Origin of the sequence: Streptomyces sp. NPDC048295, assembly GCF_040652135.1 — a bacterium.
GTDB lineage: Bacteria > Actinomycetota > Actinomycetes > Streptomycetales > Streptomycetaceae > Streptomyces.
The window spans coordinates 40,725-58,001 of record NZ_JBEZLL010000039.1 but is presented as its reverse complement, the minus strand read 5'-3'; the positions used below and the strand labels follow the sequence as shown (position 1 = coordinate 58,001).

Annotated in this window: 18 protein-coding genes; 3 read left to right on the top strand and 15 right to left on the bottom strand. The window is 71.0% G+C overall.

All coding sequences use genetic code 11. From position 1 onward, the window contains the following. Positions 1 to 101: 101 nt before the first annotated feature. The 14 genes from AB0D53_RS37675 to AB0D53_RS37610 all read right to left on the bottom strand — a co-directional run bounded on the left by AB0D53_RS37675 (position 102) and on the right by AB0D53_RS37610 (position 13,510). On the bottom strand, positions 102 to 566 hold the full coding sequence (locus tag AB0D53_RS37675) for an RRQRL motif-containing zinc-binding protein (protein WP_362453876.1): 465 nt from the start codon (positions 564 to 566) through the stop codon (positions 102 to 104). Between the two features lie 299 nt (positions 567 to 865). Further along, a complete protein-coding gene (locus AB0D53_RS37670) occupies positions 866 to 3,199 on the bottom strand; it encodes a hypothetical protein (RefSeq protein WP_362453875.1) in 2,334 nt (777 codons plus the stop codon). Between the two features lie 97 nt (positions 3,200 to 3,296). Further along, positions 3,297 to 3,677: a hypothetical protein gene (locus tag AB0D53_RS37665; RefSeq protein WP_362453874.1), complete on the bottom strand. Its 381-nt coding sequence runs from the start codon at positions 3,675 to 3,677 to the stop codon at positions 3,297 to 3,299. Positions 3,678 to 3,698: 21 nt separating this feature from the next. Further along, on the bottom strand, positions 3,699 to 5,501 hold the full coding sequence (locus AB0D53_RS37660) for a hypothetical protein (protein ID WP_362453873.1): 1,803 nt from the start codon (positions 5,499 to 5,501) through the stop codon (positions 3,699 to 3,701). 139 nt (positions 5,502 to 5,640) lie between these two features. Then, positions 5,641 to 6,273, bottom strand: a complete 633-nt coding sequence (locus tag AB0D53_RS37655; protein ID WP_362453872.1) for a hypothetical protein — start codon at positions 6,271 to 6,273, stop codon at positions 5,641 to 5,643. Position 6,274: 1 nt separating this feature from the next. Beyond that, positions 6,275 to 6,790 (bottom strand): hypothetical protein, encoded by a 516-nt coding sequence (locus tag AB0D53_RS37650; protein WP_362453871.1) that lies wholly within the window; start codon positions 6,788 to 6,790, stop codon positions 6,275 to 6,277. 331 nt (positions 6,791 to 7,121) lie between these two features. Then, positions 7,122 to 9,278, bottom strand: coding sequence for a DUF2637 domain-containing protein (locus AB0D53_RS37645; RefSeq protein WP_362453870.1), 2,157 nt, complete (start codon positions 9,276 to 9,278; stop codon positions 7,122 to 7,124). 138 nt (positions 9,279 to 9,416) lie between these two features. Beyond that, positions 9,417 to 9,791: a hypothetical protein gene (locus AB0D53_RS37640; RefSeq protein WP_362453869.1), complete on the bottom strand. Its 375-nt coding sequence runs from the start codon at positions 9,789 to 9,791 to the stop codon at positions 9,417 to 9,419. 181 nt (positions 9,792 to 9,972) lie between these two features. After that, a complete protein-coding gene (locus AB0D53_RS37635; protein ID WP_362453868.1) occupies positions 9,973 to 10,536 on the bottom strand; it encodes a hypothetical protein in 564 nt (187 codons plus the stop codon). A gap of 118 nt (positions 10,537 to 10,654) precedes the next feature. Then, positions 10,655 to 10,984, bottom strand: coding sequence for a hypothetical protein (locus tag AB0D53_RS37630; protein ID WP_362453867.1), 330 nt, complete (start codon positions 10,982 to 10,984; stop codon positions 10,655 to 10,657). Beyond that, positions 10,981 to 11,163, bottom strand: a complete 183-nt coding sequence (locus AB0D53_RS37625) for a hypothetical protein (protein WP_362453866.1) — start codon at positions 11,161 to 11,163, stop codon at positions 10,981 to 10,983. The genes AB0D53_RS37630 and AB0D53_RS37625 overlap by 4 nt, the downstream gene beginning before the upstream one ends. 332 nt (positions 11,164 to 11,495) lie before the next feature. Further along, positions 11,496 to 11,882: a hypothetical protein gene (locus AB0D53_RS37620; RefSeq protein WP_362453865.1), complete on the bottom strand. Its 387-nt coding sequence runs from the start codon at positions 11,880 to 11,882 to the stop codon at positions 11,496 to 11,498. A gap of 180 nt (positions 11,883 to 12,062) precedes the next feature. Continuing rightward, positions 12,063 to 12,515, bottom strand: coding sequence for a WhiB family transcriptional regulator (locus AB0D53_RS37615; protein WP_362453864.1), 453 nt, complete (start codon positions 12,513 to 12,515; stop codon positions 12,063 to 12,065). Between the two features lie 131 nt (positions 12,516 to 12,646). After that, positions 12,647 to 13,510 carry a hypothetical protein gene (locus AB0D53_RS37610; RefSeq protein ID WP_362453863.1) on the bottom strand — a complete coding sequence of 288 codons (864 nt, stop codon included), beginning with the start codon at positions 13,508 to 13,510 and terminating at the stop codon, positions 12,647 to 12,649. Between the two features lie 387 nt (positions 13,511 to 13,897). Between AB0D53_RS37610 and AB0D53_RS37605 the strand changes: the two genes are divergently transcribed. The 3 genes from AB0D53_RS37605 to AB0D53_RS37595 all read left to right on the top strand — a co-directional run bounded on the left by AB0D53_RS37605 (position 13,898) and on the right by AB0D53_RS37595 (position 16,430). Beyond that, positions 13,898 to 14,650, top strand: a complete 753-nt coding sequence (locus tag AB0D53_RS37605; RefSeq protein WP_362453862.1) for a GntR family transcriptional regulator — start codon at positions 13,898 to 13,900, stop codon at positions 14,648 to 14,650. A gap of 173 nt (positions 14,651 to 14,823) precedes the next feature. After that, on the top strand, positions 14,824 to 15,864 hold the full coding sequence (locus AB0D53_RS37600; RefSeq protein ID WP_362453861.1) for an AAA family ATPase: 1,041 nt from the start codon (positions 14,824 to 14,826) through the stop codon (positions 15,862 to 15,864). Further along, positions 15,861 to 16,430: a guanylate kinase gene (locus AB0D53_RS37595; protein ID WP_362453860.1), complete on the top strand. Its 570-nt coding sequence runs from the start codon at positions 15,861 to 15,863 to the stop codon at positions 16,428 to 16,430. Before AB0D53_RS37600 ends, AB0D53_RS37595 begins: the two co-directional genes overlap by 4 nt. Before the next feature lie 7 nt (positions 16,431 to 16,437). On the opposite strand, the gene AB0D53_RS37590 is transcribed toward AB0D53_RS37595, so the two are convergent. Continuing rightward, entirely contained in the window at positions 16,438 to 17,277 is an 840-nt protein-coding gene (locus tag AB0D53_RS37590; RefSeq protein ID WP_362453859.1) for a DUF1932 domain-containing protein, read from the bottom strand.

Sequence of the window (17,277 nt, the reverse complement as noted above, 5' to 3'; positions counted from 1 at the left end):
GCGAGTGAGGTTCCGGGCAGCCCGGATGAGGCGCTGCCCGGCGTTGTCGGTGAGTAGGGCGGCGGCCTCGTGCAGGTAGCAGAAGGCGGCGGTGCGTTGAATCAGGCGGCCAGCCGGTGGGTGACCGGGGCCGTGGACGCGAAGTAGGTGTCGGGGCTGGGTTCGTAGCCCTTGTCGCAGGGGTCGCAGCGGCCCTGGGTGCGCAGCGGGAGGCAGAAGTAGTACCGGCGCAGGCATTCGGGGCACGTGGACCTCGCGGCCATCGCCCGGTCCAGCGCCCATTCCTGCGCGAGCGTCGGCGTCCGCTTCGGCCGGGCGAGGCTCACGTCGTAGAGCCAGCCCCGGGTGGGGTGGTTGCACGACTGGTCGGGCCGGTACGAGCACCCCTTGCAGCGCAGGACCGCGACCGGTCCGTGCCCGCCGGGGCTGAGGCCCTTGTCCCGTAACTGGCGGCGCGTGACCAGGCCCTCGGGACAGGTGCGCCGGTCGTACTCCGGAAAGGTCGCGGTACTGCGCAGCACCTTCTTGACCTCGCGGCGGCGCCCCTTCTTCCGGGGGCGGGGCATCACCGGTTCCAGGCGCCGGGGAGCCGGTCGGGGCGGTGCGGGTAGCGGGGGCGCTGCGGGCGAGGCCGGCTGATCCGGCGGCGCGGGCGGGGGATGAGCACGAGTGATCTCCTCCAGTCGTCGAGTGGACAGGGCTGCGCCCCGCCGACGTCGTGCTGGTGTCGGCGGGGCGCAGCGGGTGGTGCGTTCGGCCAGGCGGCCTGTCCGGTCCTCGCCCGGCCCCGGGGTGCGGGGCGGGGCGAGGACCGGGCAGGGCGTCAGGTCAGCGGGCGGTGCGGGCGCGCAAGTTGTGGCAGCGGTTAGGCGGCCTCGTCGCTTGTCTGCGGTCGGCCGCCCAGGGCCACTTTCGAGGCTTTCCCGTCCTTGATCCGGTGGATCTTTCCTGCCTTTTCCAGCTTGTTCAGCACGTTCGCGAAGGTCGACTCCGTCACCCCGCAGGCGGCCTGCAGCTGGCCCCGTTCCACGTAGTCGATGTCGTCGGGGTCGATCTCGTCGCCCTCGTCGACCATGTCCACATACATGGGGTCGGACTCGTCGCGGAGGGCGGCCAACACCTTCTCCTCCGACGTCAGCTCCTTGGCCACCTTCGGGAGGTTGACGCCGGCGAACACGGTCCCGGCCTCGCCGGTCCCGCCTTCGCCGTCCTTCTCCTCGAAGCCCGGGATGGGAGTCATGGCCAGCTCCTCCATGTACGCCTGGTCACCCCACCAGGGCACGTCGACCGGGGCCAGGATGTTCTCCGGCCGGATGTGCCCGGTGGCGTCCTCCAGGGTGTCGATCCGCATCATGCCGGCGCGCCCGCCCGGTGCCGCGACGTAGCCGAGGCCGAAGGTGCGGCGCGGGTCCGACTCCGTCATGGTCGGGTCGTAGACCAGCGAGTCGTCCTCCTCCACCCAGACCGGCGGGATCAGGGAGGGGTCGATCCCCTCGAAGCCGGGGGGAAGGTCGCCGAGGTTGATCTGGTCGCTGTCGGTGCGCAGGATGATCCAGGTGCCGCCCGCCAGGAGGTTGGCGCGGATCGCCTGCTCTCCGCCCAGCTGGTCAAGGTTGACGGTCTGGTTGATCAGGACCCAGGGCATGCCCATGGACCGGGTCAGGGAGGCGCCGTCCTTGACGATCTTGATGGCCTCCTTGCGGTTCGGTGCGCCCGGGGCCAGCATCTGGGCGGCCTCGTCCAGGATCGTGGCGCAGTACGGCCGCATCGCGGTCGGCTCGAAGTTCTTCAGTTCCAGGCGGGCGGCTTCTTCGATCCGGTGCTGGAGAGCCCACCAGGAGATCCGCATGGCGCCCAGGGCGCCGATCTGCGTCAGGCCGCTGTAGGCGGCCATCTTCGGGATCGCGGGGTTGCTGGCGCCCTTGGGGTCGCCGTAGATCTGGGCCATCTTGTTGGCGTGGTACGCCAGGCTGATCATCTGGCCCGTGCCTCCCTTGCCGGAGCCGGTGGTACCGGCGATCACGACGTGGAGGGCGCCCAGCTTCGGGTCGAACAGCTGGATCTTCGCGGGGAAGCCGCTCACGATCTTCCCGATGTTGACCCAGCCGCCGGGGGTGGCCTTCAGCGAGTCCAGGCCCTGGAAGTCGTGGCCGGCCTCCAGCGGGTTGTGGTCCATGACGCGGATGATCGCGCGCCTGGGGTCGCGCCGTCCCGGCTCGTAGGAGACGAGGTCGATGGAGCGGCGCAGCGCCCCGGCCAGCTCCCCGAGGTTGACGACGCGGGGCAGTGCGTCCAGGTCGTCGTCGGCCACGACGCGCGCCACCTGGCCGCCGGTGTTCGCGTCCTTGCCGACCTCTTCCAGGTGCGTCTTGGGCAGGACCCGCGCCTGGACCCGCTTCCAGGCACCCTGGAGCGTGGAGGGGTCCAGCTCCGCGCGCTGGGTGTACCAGACGGTGAGGAACGCCTCCCCGGAGTGCGCGCCGTACTTCATGTCGATGGCGTCGGCCGGGCGCCTGAAGAGGCTGGAGATGGATTCCTTCGACACGTTGACGGAGTCGCCCAGGGCCGCGGTGATCCGTCCCTCCCAGCGATCCTTGTAGATCACGACGTCGGACAGGACCTGGTTCTTGTGCCGGCCGTTCTTCGGGTCGCTGATCACGCGCCCCCAGGCCGCGATCATCTTGTCGGCCAGGGACACCGGGCCCGGGTTGCCGGTGTTGGCGGGGGCGGCCTGCCCGGTCTGCTGCGCCTGCTCCACCTCGATCTTCTGCCTGCCGAAGACGCGGCGCAGGCGCCAGCCGGTGAAGACGACCGCGGCCCACCAGCCCAGCGACAGGATCCCGGGAACGGTCGTCGGCTCAAGGACGCCGGCCATCAGCGCCTCGGACGCCTCGGCTCCGCCGAGCTGGCCCAGGGCCAGGCCCATTCCGGTGGTGATCGTGGAGATCCCCAGGGTGTCGCGGTGCGCCTGCGCGATGTCGATCCCGGGGAGGTGGTTCGCCCAGCGGCCCAGGCGGTTCATGTAGTTGGCCCCGGCGAACGTCGCACCGGCCAGGAAGCCGGCCCCGGCGTAGGCCGCTGCGTTCGGGTCCAGGTAGGGGGCCAGGATGCCCGCCCCGATGGGGAGGACGATCTGGAGCGCTGCGGCGGCGCGCTCCGCAGGCTCCGCGTTCGGCACGGTCTTGGTGATGGTGGGCATCGGGGGGAACTCCTGTCTGGGTACTGGGGTCCGCAAAGGGCGCGGCCGGCCCGCGGGGTGCGATCCCCGGGGCCGGCCGCGCCGGTGGTGGGTGGTGCTATTCCTGTTCGAACCAATCGCGGCTGACCTTCTCCAGGTCCGTCACGTCGGAGCGGTCGAAGGCTTCCTGGAACCCGGCGTGGGTGGTGCGGGCCTGGTCGCCGGCGGCTTTCGCGGCCTTCGCGGTGTCGGTCGTCTTCGACGCGTAGGTGAGTGCGCCCTCCGACACCCCGCGGATGATTTTCGCGAGCTCCTGGCACTCCGCCAGGGAGTCGCGGTCCACGCTCTTGGCGCCCAGCGCGTCCGCGTCGGATGCGGTGTCGTCGGCGAGTTCCTTGATGTGGTCCGCGGCTTCCTTGACGCCCTCCGCGTTGCGGGCCAGGGCCTTCTCCTTGGCCTCCGTCTTGCGTACGAGGGCCTTGTACGTCAGCTCCGCCATGATCGAATCTCCCGTCTGGTGCTACGCGGCGGTCGCGTAGGAGCCCTTGTCGTTGTAGAAGCGGAGTTCGGCCGGCTTCGTCTCGTCGCTGTCGACGACGGCCTTGTACAGCGGCGCGTACCTGGTCCCGATGTTGGTCAGGACGACCCGGCACATCTCCGCCGCCCGCTTCGCGCGCTTGTTGAGCTCGGCGGCCTCCGCCGCCTGGGCCTTCGCCGCGTCGGCCAGCTTCGTCAGCTTCGCGGCCAGCTTCTCCCCGCCCTCGACAGCCTTCGCCTGCTCGGCCAGCTTCTGGCAGTCCTTCGCCTCGTCCTCCGCGGCGGCTTCGAGCGACTTGCACGCGTCGGCCACCTTGATCAGGTGGTTCTCCTTGGACTCCAGCTTGCGTTCGTACTGCTTGAAGTTGCGCAGCTCCTTGCGGCTGATCGACCCACGGGCGCCCTCCGTGCCCAGGGCCAGGGTGTTCGCGTCGATCTCCTTGACCAGGAGGGGCTTCACGTCCGTGCTCACTCCGTCGTCTCCTTCATCCGGCGGGGCGATGACAAGCGTCTGGCCGTTGGGCCCGGTGACCGTCGTCCCCTGCTGCTTCGGGGTCTGCTGTTTCGTCTTGTGCTGGGCGTGCGCCTTGTCCAGCCGTGCGTGTTCCTTGCCGTTCTCCTCCTTCTTGTCCTGGTAGCCGTCCTTCGCGCCCTTCGCGTACGCCTTCACGTGGTCGACCACGTCCCGGACCGCGGAGCCGTCGCCGTGACCCGTCTCCCGCGAACGCTGGAGCGGGGTCCGGTTGTCGGTCCCGTTCGAGCTGTGGCCGGCCGCGCCGTTCTTCCCGGAGCCGCCGCTCGAACCGGAGCCGCCGCTCGAACCGGATCCGCCGCTGCTCCCAGAGGAGCCGCCCGAGCCCTGGCCGCCGCCGCCCTTCTTCAGGTCGACCTTCTCGCCCTTGCCCTTGTCGGCCTTGTCCTTCGAGGCGCCGGAATTACCGCCTGACGAGCCGCCCGACGTCGATCCGCCGCCGTTTCCGGAGGCACCGGCCTTTCCGTCCTTGCCAGCCTTTCCGCCAGCTCCCGAGTTTCCCGAGGAGCCGTCCTTCCCTTTACCCCCGGAGTCCTTCGGCCCCTTGGAGCCGGCGTCCTTCGACGAACCTCCGCCACCGTTTCCGCTGGTGCCGCGCCCGCCGCCGGATCCGCCACTACCATTCGAGCCGGACGAGCCGCGCCCACCGCTTCCGGTGGCACCGCCACTTCCACCGCGCCCGGTGCCCGTGGAGCCGTTCCCCGTGGAATTACGGCCCGAATTGCCACCGCTATTTCCGCTGGAACTTTGGCCCCCTCCACCGGCCCCTCCGGAGCCGTTTCGGGTGGGAAGTCCAGGCGACTTCATGACCGTGGTGGTGCGGGCCTCTTTCACCTGGTGCGCACTGGCCCTGGCTTTCTCCAGATCCAGCCGTTTGTTCGCGGCCCCGCCGCCCTTCGCCCAGCGGGTCGCACCCGCCCGGATCAGCGTTTTGAACACGCCTTCCTTGTGCCGGGCACCGGCCGCGTCGGATCCGGCCCCGGTCAAATCCTCCGGGGCCTTGAACTGCTCGCTGGTGACGCCCGGGGAGGAGCGGTCCACCACTTTGTCGGGGTCCGCCTTCGCGGCCGGATCGTCGCCGTCCGGCCTGGCCCCGGCGCCGGTCGCGGTGACCGGTCGGGCGGGCTCCACCGCGGCCATCAGGGCGGCCATGATGCCGGTGTCCGCGGCGGGTGCCGGCGCGGCGGGGGCGGCCGGCGCAGCGGGCGGATCGGGGGGTCCCGCGGGGACCGGGGGCGCCGTATCGGTCGCCATGTTTTCCTCACTCTCCGTGGTCGCGGTGGTTCCTTACTCCTTACCTCCCAGCGGAGAGCAGCCGATCAGCCGGATCATGGGGGTCCGATTGCGGCGCTCTCCGCCAGGGAGGGAGGGAGTAATTAATCACCGTGCGTGACTACGCGTCGGCCTTCTTGCCCTTGCGTGCGAACAGCGCGACGGCCAGGCCGCCGCCGGCGACGAGACCCAGCAGGGCGGGGGAGTTGATCCCGCCGCCCCCCGCGTTCCCGGCGTCCTGGGCGTTGCCGGCGGCCTGCATGCCGGACCCGTCGGTGGTCTCGTACTGCTGCTTGCAGTCCGCCACGACGTCGCCCCTGGAGGGCGATCCGTACCCCTTGCCGATCAGGCCAGAGGAGTCCTTCACGCACTTGTCGACGGCCGCCTGGATCTTCTCGGCGGAGGCGGTGGCGGCCTTCTTGTCGGTGCTCGCCTGCTCGTTCCGGATCCTCATTTCCTCCAGTTCCAGCTTCTTCATCTGGATCTGGAGGGCGGCGGCCTCCTTCTCGTCCTTCGCGACGGCCGCCGAATGGACCTGGAACCAGATGGTTCCGCCGCCGACGACCGCCACCCCGGCCACCGCGATGGCGACCTTTCCACGGCGGGTCAGACCGGCCTTCTTGTGCACGACCGGGGTTCCGTACGGCCCTTCATCGGCGTACGGCGAAACGTCCGGAGCACTGTTCCCGAAGTTCATTCCGGCCGCCATTCCGGCCTGAATTCCTTCGAATGCCCTCTCTTCGTCCGGTGTCATTTCAGTCTCCGTTCTTACGCGCCATGTCGGAGGCCCCAGAAATCGTTGCCTCCACACCGTGGAAGGTGTTGCTGGAAAGGTCGTTCCATTCCCAGAACCGCATGTTCACGCCCTGGCGGGCCAACTGGGACTGGAGGTAATTCACGGCCTTCCCCCGGTCGATCGTGGTGACGTGCCCGGTGGATTCCAGAAAGGTCTGGGCACCCCTGATGCACATACGTCCGGTGGGGGAGAAATCGAAGGACTGGCACCAGCCGTAGCGGGTGAGGACTCCGATCACCTGGACCAGGTGGAACGAGGGCTTCAAGGGGCGCGGCTCCTGCCAGAGCCCCAGGTCAGCCATCGCGGACCGGATCCCCTTGGGGATCATGCGCTGGCCCCAGGTCGGGGGGTCGGGCGCCCAGATCTCCAGGGCCGGCGGGATCACCGCGGGGGGTGCCAGCGCGGGCGCCGGCGGGGTCGTCGTACGGGTGAAGCGCCCGGACTTCGGGGCTGGCCCGGTCGTCGTGGGTGCCATGCTGTGCTCCTTTCTTGCGTGAGTCGACAAGCCGAGGCCCCCCGCTGATCACGCTTCAGCAGGGGGCCTTCGTGCGCCTGAACCGCGTTCGCGGATCTCCAGCCGCTCGGGGCGGCGCCCGAGTTCGGTGCAGAGGAGAGGGATGCGGTCGTGGCGCGGGGCGGGTGGTGCTCGGTTGTGCCTGGCCCGCTGTGTCCGCGCTCGGGGCGCGGTGCGGGCGAGCGGCCTGCCGGCCGTGGCCGTCACCGGTCCGCGCTCGGTGGGTGAGCGCGGGCCGGGGGCGACCATGAGCGGCAGGGGGTGAGCGCGTCGGCGCTCACCGGGCGCTCACCTACGCGCCCGGGGCGGCCTCTTCCACCTGAGCGCGCAGGCGCTGGGCGGTCGGGCGGGAGACCGGAGCGTCGGACAGACCCGCGTCGGTGAGCGCGTCGCGGATCTCCTTCCACTCGGGACGGCGCCCGAGTTCGGTGTAGAGCAGACGGATGCGAGCGTGGCGGCGCTCGGTGAGCGCGTCGCTCTCGCTGCGCGTACGAGCGCTCTCCGCTCGGTGAGCGTCGTCATCGTTCGCGGGGCGCTCACTCCCGTGAGCGCTGGAGGTGAGCGCCGGGCGCTCGCGCTCGCCGCGTGTCTCCTCGGAGGTGAGCGCGCTCATGTCCGGGCGAGCGTGCTCGCTCTCCTCCACCCGTTCGACGGTGAGCGCGTCCTCGGGGGTGAGCGTGTCGGCGAGCGCGGCGGGCGCGGAGCCGAGCTTGAGCGCCATCCGCTTGTCCAACGGTGCCTTCCAGCGCCACAGCAGCCCGAAGTCTTCCTTGAGCTGCGCTCGCATGTAGGTCTCCTCCTGGAGGCGGGTGAGCGCCTGCTGGTAGGAGGTGATCTCCCACAGGATCATCCGGCGGCGAAGCCGGGCGGTCGGGATGGGAGCGAGGATCCAGCGGGAGCGGCGCACCGTCTCCATGCGCTTCTTGCCGGTGACCGCGCCGATCCGGGTGCCGTACACGTGCGAGGCGATCTCGGAGAAGATCACCCAGAGCAGTGTGAGGGCGGCGTGCCCGATGCGGCCTCCGGGGGTGGGGGACGCCTGCCAGTTCAGGTAGACCGTCACCGCCGTGAGCGCGCGGGGCACCCAGCGGATCCAGCGGAGCTCCATGCCCATCCGGATGAGGATGAGGCTGGCGCCGGTGAACGCGGGGATTGCGACGTCGATGCCGACGGGGAGCAGCCACGGCCAGTCCCAGCCCCAGGTGGCGGCCTTGGTCTCCAGCGCGGTGTACGAGGAGAGCAGCCCGAGGGTGGAGACGACCGCGGCCGCCAGGACGATCCCGACGACCAGCACCAGTTCCTGTCCGGACAGCGGCGGCACCCCGCCGGCGGGCCGGGCCTCGTCGCGGGCCTTGCGCCGTGCGGCGCGCGACTCGGCCCTGATCTCCCGGCGCCGCGCCCGCTGCACGGTGCGCTGCGTCGCCGCCTCGAGGACCCGGTCCGCTTCGGCGCGGGCCTGGGCGGCAGCGACCTGGTCGGCCGTGGCCTGCGCCGCCGCCTCCCGGGCCGTCGTCGCGTCCGTCTCGGCCTGCTCGCGCAGCCGGGCGGCGTCCTTGTCGGCCACCGTCCGCAGCTCCTCAGCGCAGGTGCGGGCGTCGGCCAGGGCACGGTCGGCGTCGGCGCGAAGGCCGGCGGCGACCTTCTCGGCTCCGGCCCGTACCTGCGCGGCCTGGCCGTCCGCGCTCTCGCGCACCCGGTCGGCCTCACCCCGCGCCCGCTCCAGCACCTGTTCGGCGTCGATGGTGGCGCGGGTTCGGGTCTCCGCCGCGGTGCGCTCCGCCGCCGCGAGCAGATGGGTACGCGCGGCCTCCGCGTCGGCGACAGCCTTCGCGGCCTCGGTGCGGACCTGCTCCGCCTGCGCGGCCGCCGTGGTGGTGACCTCCTGCGCCTGGCGGTTGGCGTCGGCGAGCAGCTGCTCGACAGTCGCGTTGGCGTCGGCGAGGGCCTGGTCGGCCTTGCCGGTCGCCGTCGTCGTGACGGTGTCGGCGTCGCGGTGCGCGTCGGCGAGCAGCTGCTCCACCGTCGCGTTGGCGTCGGCGAGGACCTGGTCGGCGTCGGCGGCCGCGGTGGTGGCGGCCTCCGTGCGGACCCGGTCGGCGTCCGTCGCGGCGGCGGCCAGGAGTCGGGACTGCTCCGCGGTGGCGGCCTCGGTGATCGAGGCCGCCTCTGCGCGGGCGCCGTCCAGCAGCTCGGTGGCACGCACCTTGCCGTCGGCGAGGATCCGCGCGACGTCGTCGGCGACCTGGTCCCGAAGGTCGGCGGCGCGGTCGGCGGCGTCGGCCTGAACCGGGTCGGCCTCCGGGTACACCAGCGGCACGCTGGTCTCCGGGGCGGCGGCCTGGGCGGGAATGGAGGCCAGCGTCGCCGGTGCCTTGGCGCGCCCGGCGTTACGGGGCTTCGTGTTCGCCGCGGGCTGGCGCCGGCGGCGGGTGGCGGGCTTGGTGGCCACGGGGTTCCTCTCTTCCGGGCGCCTCCGAGAAGGGGCACCGTGGATCTGCGGCGGTGGGTAAGGTCGTGACCAGGCCCTCCGGGGCCCCGGCAGCTTGAATGCCGGGGACTCGGAGGGCCGTCTGCTTGGGGCAGGTGATCAGGGCCGGGCGGGCAGCGTGCTGCTGTCCTGCGCGAGGTGCTGGCGCAGCCAGGCGACGGCGGCCGGGGTCATCGCCCCGGTGTCCGTCTCGCTGAGCGGCGCGGTGTCGATGTCGTGCATCGCGTCCGTCGCCGGGAGCGGCCTCATGTAGGCGGGGTCGATCCCGGCGACGGGGCGGTTGCCGCTCAGCTCGACCAGGTCGTAGAAGAGCTTGCCGTTGTGGACGTTCGTCCAGGACCGCTCCACCCGGCCGACGAAGGTGTGGCCGGGCTGCCCGAGCCAGAACCGCTCGACGTCGCGGAACAGGACCATGTCCCCCCTGATGTAGGTGGTCGTGGGACGGACGGCCTGTGTCCGCGGCCGCTGTGCCATGTTGTGTCCTTCCGTTGAAGTGCAGGGTTTCGGGCTGTGCCCGATCTGCGGGCACGCCAAGGGCCGGTAGCCCGTACGACGGGCGACCGGCCTGGTTGAACAGCGCGGTGCAGGAAGCGAATTGGCTGCGGCTCCCGCCGGGCGGGCGCGAGATCAGTTCTCGGGGAACTGCGGGCAGCCGTCAGGCCGCCGCCGTCTCGTCCTTGGCACCCGGGCCGTGGGTGCGGGCGAACTCGGCGCCGGCGGTGAGCAGGGCGGTGATGTCGGCGTGGGTACGGCCGAGGCGTTCCGACCACGGCGTGGCGCGGGCGGTGGGGGATCCGGTGTGGGCCTGGATCAGCAGGGTCAGGGCCTCGCCCGCGATGTCGCGGGTGTCGGAGTCGCCGTCGTCGCTCTCGCCGACGTGCCGCAGCGCCGCGAACAGGGTGCGGCGGTGGGTTTTGGCGCTGGCGATGTCCTCGCGGATGAAGCGGAGCAGGGCCTTGAGCATGGCCTTGACGGTCATCGAGTCGTCGTCGGCGGGGATGTGGCTGGTGGAGTCGTCGGTGCCGAAGTGCATGACGCGGTCCCAGCCGTCCTTGTCGAGGAGGGCCAGGGTGGCGTCGAGGTGACGGGCGACGGCCTCACCGGTGCTCTCCTCGCCCGACGGGCCGATCCACAGCGGGCGGTAGGCGTCGGCCTCGAGCTCGGCGGCCTTGCGGAGGGTCTCGGCGGTGAACACCACGGAGGAAGGGGTCACGGGCATGAGTGCCTCATTTCTGAGATCAGTGGTCCGGTCTGTCCGGCTCCCCGTCACCGCGAAGCGCCCCTGCACCGGTCATGTCGGTGGGGGCGCTTCGCGGATCAGGCAACCTGCAGACCTGTCACCAGCCGTCGGGGAGGGCCTCGTAGGACGGGGAGCCGAGGCGGGCGGCCGCCGCGTACTCACGGGACGCCTGCGCGCCGCGGCGCCGGGACCTGGCTGCCTCGGGGTGGCCCTCGGCGCTCAGCCGGTCCGCGATCGTCTGCAGGCATGCGGCGGACTGATCGTGGGCGGCGGCGGTGGTCTGCATCTCCGCGTAGGAGTAGAGCGGCGGGACCGGCGGGGCCAGCTCGCCGAGCACGGTGTAGCTGTCGATCTCGGCGGCGCACCACTTGGCGGGGTCGCCGTGGCGGTCGCGGAATCGGGTGAGGGTGTCGGTGTCGAGGGTCATCGGTTGCCTCCTTGTTCACGGATGCGGCGGATGCGGGCGTCCTGGATGTCGGCGAGCCGCCGGTACAGCGGGGCCCCGGCCGGGCAGTGCTGCTCGGACCGGCAGGGCTCGCAGGTCTCGCGGTGAGCGCGCCAGGTGGCGGCGGCCTGCATGTAGCGGGTGCGCAGGTCGTCAGCCATGGCGGTCGACCTTGGGTTTGGGCATGCGGGGTGGAGCCTCTCGGGCTGGTGCGGGGTGAATGTCGGTGACGGGGTGGCCGGCGTCCCAGGCCCTGGCGGCCGCCGTGACAGCGGCCGCGAGCAGGGCAAGGGTGATCGGGTGGGCCAGACCACGTGCGGCGATGGCCCGGACCGCACGGTGCTGTGCGGTCCGGGCAGCTCGTATGTGATGCACGGGTGCTACTTGCCGCCCCCGCACTGGCAGGGCTCGTGCACCACCGTCTGGTACGGCTTGCCGTCGGCCCCGACGTGATTGACCGTCACCAGGCGCGGCGGGTGTCCGCAGCTGCTCATCAGGCCACCGCCGCCCTGGCAGAGGCCGCGGCCGTCGGGGCGGGTACGAAGCCGGGCGGCGGCGGGCAGTTGCTGGGGTCGCAGTTCCACCGCCCGCAGATCCCGCAGGCATCGGTCGACGCCCGCATCGGGAGCGGGCGGGTGAGGAGGAGTACCGGCTGGCGGGTGTAGACGGGCGCCATCTCGGCGAGCGTGCGGCGGGCGTGACGGCCGGCGGACCGCGCGCGGTCGTCGCCGTCGGTCACCAGCTGGCGGACGAGCTGGTGGAAGGCATCGGTCTCGTCGCGCTCGTAGCCGGAGCCGTTGTGTCCGCTGCTCTCGTCTTCGCGGTGGATCTCATCGATGTCACTGGCCTGCGCCTGCAGGGGAGTTGCCATAATGCTCATGCGGATCAGGTCTCCTTGCTGGGAGGATCCGTGCTGGCCCCCGGCACATATGGCGTCTTCAGCGCCGTGTCGGGGGTCGCCCCGTTCCGGGGCAGCGCACAGGGGGGTTGTCCTGTAGCCCCACGCCGACACCAGCCCGCGATGCGGCGGGCTGGGGACGACGTACAGAACAGGAGCAGGTCAGGCCGCGACCGGCATGATGTGGTCGTTGCGCGCGACGTCGTCGGTGCTGCTGGCAGCGTCCGCGTCGCGGGCCGCGGTGGCGAGGTCCAGGGGCTGCTGCCAGTCGGTTGTGACTGCGGTGGTGATCCGGGCGGCCTGGCGGATCTCGCGGTCGATGGCCAGGTCCTGACCGCGACGGCCGCCACGGACCAGGTCGTCGCTCGCACGGTCGCCCGTCCCGTCGCGCAGCGCGAGTTCCTCGCACGCCGGCCTGACGGGGCACCTGGCACACAACTTCTGCGCTGCTGCCTGCTGCGCCGCCCACATCACGGTCGGGGCGCTGCGGTTGCGGTCGAACAGGTCGCGGTACTGCTCCCGCTCACCGCAGCGGGCGCCGGCAGTGACGGCGGCCTGGAGCACGGGGCGGCGAGCTAAGCGGGCGGCTTCGGGGGCAATCCTGTTGAGCGTCATGACGATTCCTCCGTTGTGGGCTGGTGTGCGGGCAGCGTGATGAGCCCCCAGGCCAGGAGGCTTGGGGGGCTCATCACGCTGTTGGGGTTGGTTCAGATATAGAGAAGGGGGGAAGGTCGAGGCGGCGCGGATCAGGCAGCGAGCACGGACCTGTTGTGGCAGCGGGCGGCATACGCGGCGGCGGTCTCGCCCGGGGCCGGGGCGGGCAGCGCGGCCCTGACCGCAGCCGCCAGGGCGGTGTGGGCGGGCTGGTCCGCAGGGGTCAGGGGGCGACCCTCGATCGTGGCCAGGTGCGTGTAGGCGGCGCGGGTGAGGTGCTCCGCGAGGGCGTCGCTCGCGCACCGGTCCTGGTTGGCGTCGGCCAGGGCGCGGAGGATGCCGGTGGCCAGGGCGCGGACGGAGCGGCGGTCCCCAGCGGTCTGGGGGATCATGGCCAGCGGAGCGTCGGCGGGTCCGTCGACGGCCCGGCCGCGAGTGGTGGGGATCGCGTCGGCGGGAACCGTACGGGCGGCGTCGGCCTGGCAGGCGGCGGGCACCGCGCGCTCCCACTGGTCTCGCCGGTCGGCGGGGCGCTCCTGGGGCCGGGCGACCTTGAGGGTCTGGACGGTGGCGCGGCGGTGACGGGTGACGTCGACGGCGAGTCGCTCTTCGCGCGCCCAGTCGCTGTACTGGCGGCGCCAGGCGTAGTCGGTGATGTCCACGTTGACGAGGCGGTTGCTGGAGCGGCAGCGGATCGCGTCGGCGACGCCGGCCTTGCCGGTGTGGTGCGGGACGAGCTTGAGCAGGTAGATGCCGCGGTTGGGGGTCAGGGCCACCCAGGTGCCGCAGTGCGGGCACACCAGCGAGATGCGGCGGGTCTGCGTGGTTTCCACGGTCCGCATGTCGATGTGGCCGGGCGACAGGGTCGAGAGGGTGATCGCGTCGAGGGGGCTGACGCGGGAGGTACGGGTGCGGCCCTTGCGCTGGGCGGCCTTGGGCATGACGAGCTCGGACATGGCGACTCCTCGACAGGAAGGAAGAGGGGGAGGGGGTTCGCGGGGCGGATACTCTCTCCGCCCGCCAGGCCCACGAGCCAAAGCCCCAGGAGTCCTGGCGGACAGACAGCGCATCAGCGCTGAGGTCGTACAAGCAGTTCTGCCGGCCGGGGGGTTTGATCGTGCTACCGCCTCCGACCACCTGCCCACCTCCGAAGAGACGAGCCGCAGAACTGCGACCTCGTTAACGAGGTGCAACCACAGTGAACGTGACCTCGTTAACGATGTCAAGTCACATCACTAACGAGGTAAGCTTGTGGCGAGATAGATCTGGAGGAAAGTCGAGATAGCCCCTTCCGACGGCTCGATAGCCATCGGCCTAGGATCGCTAACGAGGTAGGGAGTGGCATGGCGAGTGAGACAGGCCCGCAGAGGCCGAAGTACCAGCGGATCGCCGACGATCTGAAGGCGGCGATCGAGTCCGGCGAGTACGGTCCTGGGGACCGCCTGCCGGGGGAGAGCGCACTTGCGGCGCAGTACGACGTTGCAGTGCTCACCGCTCGCCAAGCGCTCAAGATCCTTCGCATCGAAGGGCTGGTGGAGACGAAGAAGGGCGCAGGCGCCCGCGTCATCGAGTTCCGTCCCATCAGGCGCCATGGCATTCAGCGCCTCGCACGCGAGCAGTGGGGCGCTGGCAGGTCCATCTGGTCCGCTGACGAGGAGCGCCCTGTCACGATCGATGTTCGAGTCGACACCGTGGCAGCACCAACGCACGTGGCGCGAATGCTGGAAGCGGAAGAGAGCGATCTCGTCTGCTCGCGGTCCCGCCGCTTCCTTCTGGACGGCAGGCCAGTCATGCTCGCGACCTCGTACTTCCCCCTGGACCTGGTAGACGGCACAGCAATCATGCGAGTCGACACTGGTGAGGGTGGCGCGTACGCCAGACTCGCTGAGATCGGCCACGCACCTGCGCATTTCCGCGAAGAGATCCGCTGCAGACTTCCTGTCGCCGAAGAAGCCGAGGGGCTCGGGATGCCCTTGGAGCGCCCCGTCATCAAGCTGTGCCGAACAGCCTTCGATGCTGAACTCCGGGCAGTAGAAGTGAACGAGATGACGATGGACAGCGCGGCCTACGTTCTGGAGTACAAGTTCGATGCGTGAGCGGCCCATCTCGAGCTCCCTCCGGCTGGTCGGTCGTGTGGGAGCCATCACACTCGCCGGGGCCGGATCGCAACATCACAGCGGTTTGTCGAAGCCCGTACGCACACTCATGCACGGGTTTTCAGCATCTGCGTACACATGAGATTTGAGGCCTGCGGCCTAGGCTCACGGCCATGACGATGACGGAGGGGCAGAGGGTGGCAAAGCACCGCGCGGGGTGGCGACCGGACCGGCTGCGGGAGCAGCGGGAGGCCCACGGCCTGACCCTGGAGAGGGCTGGCGAACGCCTTCGTGAGGTTGCCGAGCGGGCCAAGCTGAGGGGCATCCCCGCCGCGAATCCCCAGACCCTGTGGCAGCACGAACAGGGCGAGGTCTACCCGGGCCCGCACTACCGGCGCGCCTACTGTCTCCTCTACCGCGCCACCGAGCCCGACTTGGGCTTCCGCGCCGCCCTGCCGGGTGAGGAGGCGTCCTTCAAGCTCACGCCCATGGACGACGGCCGGCTCAACGACGCGCACGTCCTGGCCGTCGAACGGGCGATTCACCGCATCGCGCCGGGCACTGAGGACGCTGGGCATTTCGCTCTGCAGCAGCGGATCATCGACGCGTGGAAGCGCCGGCACACTGGTGGCGACCCGCACCGTCCGGTCCTGATCCTGGTGGGTGGTTTCGCTGGCAGCGGGAAGACGGAGCTCGCTCGCTTCTTCGTCCAGCTCACTGGCTGGCCGCTACTCGACAAGGACCCGCTTACCCGGCCGCTCGTGGAACGGCTCCTTTTGGCGCTGGGCGGCGACCCGAACGACCGGCACACGGAGCTCTACAGGGAGCGTGTCCGGACTGTGGAGTACGACTGCCTCATGCAGTCAGCCATGGCCAACATCAAGTGCGGGATCAGCACCGTCCTCAGCGCGCCGTTCATCGCAGAGATGACTGACCCGGCCTGGATGCAGCGCTTGGCCAACCGAGCGGGTTCGATGGGGGTCGACGTTTTCCCCGTGTGGGTGCGCTGTGACGAAGAGTCGATGCGTGAGTACATCGGGTTCCGGTCTGCGGCCCGGGACGCGTGGAAGCTGGCGCGGTGGGACGAGTACATGGCCACGATCGACCTGGAGCTGCGCCCGGCTGTACCGCACCTGGTGGTGGACAACCGGCTGGGGACTGCGGTGACGCTCGCGGACCAGGCCCGGCAGGCAATGGGGGCGATGTACGCGTGAACCCGGAGCAGGGCCTGATCCTCTACGGCCCGCCGGCCTCGGGCAAGGACACCGTCACCACCGCGCTCACCGGGCTGCACGCGAAGTACGCGCAGTTCGCCCGGCTCAAGGTCGGGTCCGGCAAGTCGACCGGCTACCGGATGGGCACCGCGGAGCAGCTGCACGAGCTGGAGGCCGCGGGCAACCTCGTCTACGCGAACACCATGTACGGCAACACCTACGTGATCGACCGGCCTGGCATCGACGCGGCGTTCGCGGCCGGGGTGCCCGTGGTGCACCTAGGGCAGATCGACGGCATCCGCGCGCTGGTCGACGGCTACCCGGCCAACTGGTCGGTGGTGCTGCTGTGGTGCCCGCGCGAGGTGACCGAGCAGCGGTCGGCGGGGCGCGGCGACAGCGACACCGCGGCGCGCCTGGCGGCGTGGGATGCGACCCGCGAAGACCTGGACGCGCACCCGGGTACGACCTGGGACCTGACCGTGGACACCACGGCGGCGGCCCCACAGGATGTGGCTCGACTCATCGACCAGCTGCTGGCGCAGCGGGCGGGGGCGGCGTCGGCATGAGCGCGCGCTACGGGTGGGCGAGTCGATCCAGGGCGTCGGTGAGCGTGAGCTCGCTGTCGTCCTTGACCTCATGCCACCGTGCCAGCGTGGACGCGGCCGCGCGCAGCATCTCCGGGGGAAGGCTGGCGGCCGCGAGGGCGTCGGCGGCTTCCTCGAGTTCCGGCCCCCAGCGCCAGGCGCGGGCCGCAGTCTTGGCTACGTACTGCGGCTCGGACAGGTACGATTCGGTGCGCTTCGAGGCGACCTCGATGAGCTCCTGGTCGACGCCGTGCTCGCGAGCCATCCCGATCGCGAGCGCCACCAGTACCCGGCTGGTCTTCTGGAACGACGCGTACGCCAGCTTCAGCGCGGACGCCTTCCCGATCTCCGTGCCCAGCACCGCCGTCTGGACGGCGGTGCCCGCGAACAGCGCCTCGATGCGCTCGGTCGCGACGGCTGGGCCGGACAGATACAGGGTCGGTGTCTTGCCGCCGACCGGTGGGGAGCCGACGACGCCGCCGTCCACGACGGTCGCATCCGGTTCAAGCAGCGCGGCGATCCGCCGGGCCCGTTCGGGGGCGATGGCGTTCGCCTCCACGTACACCCCGGCGAAGCGGTGGCCAGCGACATCGCGGGCCAGGTCCTCGGCAGCGGCCGGCGGGCAAAGGCTGATGACGATGTCGCTGCGATCCAGCAGTTCGCGCAGCGTGCCCACGGACGTCAGGCCAAACTGGGCAGCGCGCGCCGCGGACGCGGTGCTGCGCCCGGCCTCGCACCAGAGGACTGAGGCTGCGTTGGTCGCGGCGCAGGCTGCGACGGCAGCGCCCATGTTGCCGGGGTGGAGGATGCCGACCGTCGGCTGGTCCAC

Excerpts from the sequence above, each read along its gene's own strand:
- AB0D53_RS37675 (WP_362453876.1), bottom strand. The coding sequence starts at position 566 with ATGCCCCGCCCCCGGAAGAAGGGGCGCCGCCGCGAGGTCAAGAAGGTG.
- AB0D53_RS37670 (WP_362453875.1), bottom strand. The coding sequence starts at position 3,199 with ATGCCCACCATCACCAAGACCGTGCCGAACGCGGAGCCTGCGGAGCGC.
- AB0D53_RS37665 (WP_362453874.1), bottom strand. The coding sequence starts at position 3,677 with ATGGCGGAGCTGACGTACAAGGCCCTCGTACGCAAGACGGAGGCCAAG.
- AB0D53_RS37660 (WP_362453873.1), bottom strand. The coding sequence starts at position 5,501 with ATGGCGACCGATACGGCGCCCCCGGTCCCCGCGGGACCCCCCGATCCG.
- AB0D53_RS37655 (WP_362453872.1), bottom strand. The coding sequence starts at position 6,273 with ATGACACCGGACGAAGAGAGGGCATTCGAAGGAATTCAGGCCGGAATG.
- AB0D53_RS37650 (WP_362453871.1), bottom strand. The coding sequence starts at position 6,790 with ATGGCACCCACGACGACCGGGCCAGCCCCGAAGTCCGGGCGCTTCACC.
- AB0D53_RS37640 (WP_362453869.1), bottom strand. The coding sequence starts at position 9,791 with ATGGCACAGCGGCCGCGGACACAGGCCGTCCGTCCCACGACCACCTAC.
- AB0D53_RS37635 (WP_362453868.1), bottom strand. The coding sequence starts at position 10,536 with ATGCCCGTGACCCCTTCCTCCGTGGTGTTCACCGCCGAGACCCTCCGC.
- AB0D53_RS37630 (WP_362453867.1), bottom strand. The coding sequence starts at position 10,984 with ATGACCCTCGACACCGACACCCTCACCCGATTCCGCGACCGCCACGGC.
- AB0D53_RS37625 (WP_362453866.1), bottom strand. The coding sequence starts at position 11,163 with ATGGCTGACGACCTGCGCACCCGCTACATGCAGGCCGCCGCCACCTGG.
- AB0D53_RS37620 (WP_362453865.1), bottom strand. The coding sequence starts at position 11,882 with ATGAGCATTATGGCAACTCCCCTGCAGGCGCAGGCCAGTGACATCGAT.
- AB0D53_RS37615 (WP_362453864.1), bottom strand. The coding sequence starts at position 12,515 with ATGACGCTCAACAGGATTGCCCCCGAAGCCGCCCGCTTAGCTCGCCGC.
- AB0D53_RS37610 (WP_362453863.1), bottom strand. The coding sequence starts at position 13,510 with ATGTCCGAGCTCGTCATGCCCAAGGCCGCCCAGCGCAAGGGCCGCACC.
- AB0D53_RS37605 (WP_362453862.1), top strand. The coding sequence starts at position 13,898 with ATGGCGAGTGAGACAGGCCCGCAGAGGCCGAAGTACCAGCGGATCGCC.
- AB0D53_RS37600 (WP_362453861.1), top strand. The coding sequence starts at position 14,824 with ATGACGATGACGGAGGGGCAGAGGGTGGCAAAGCACCGCGCGGGGTGG.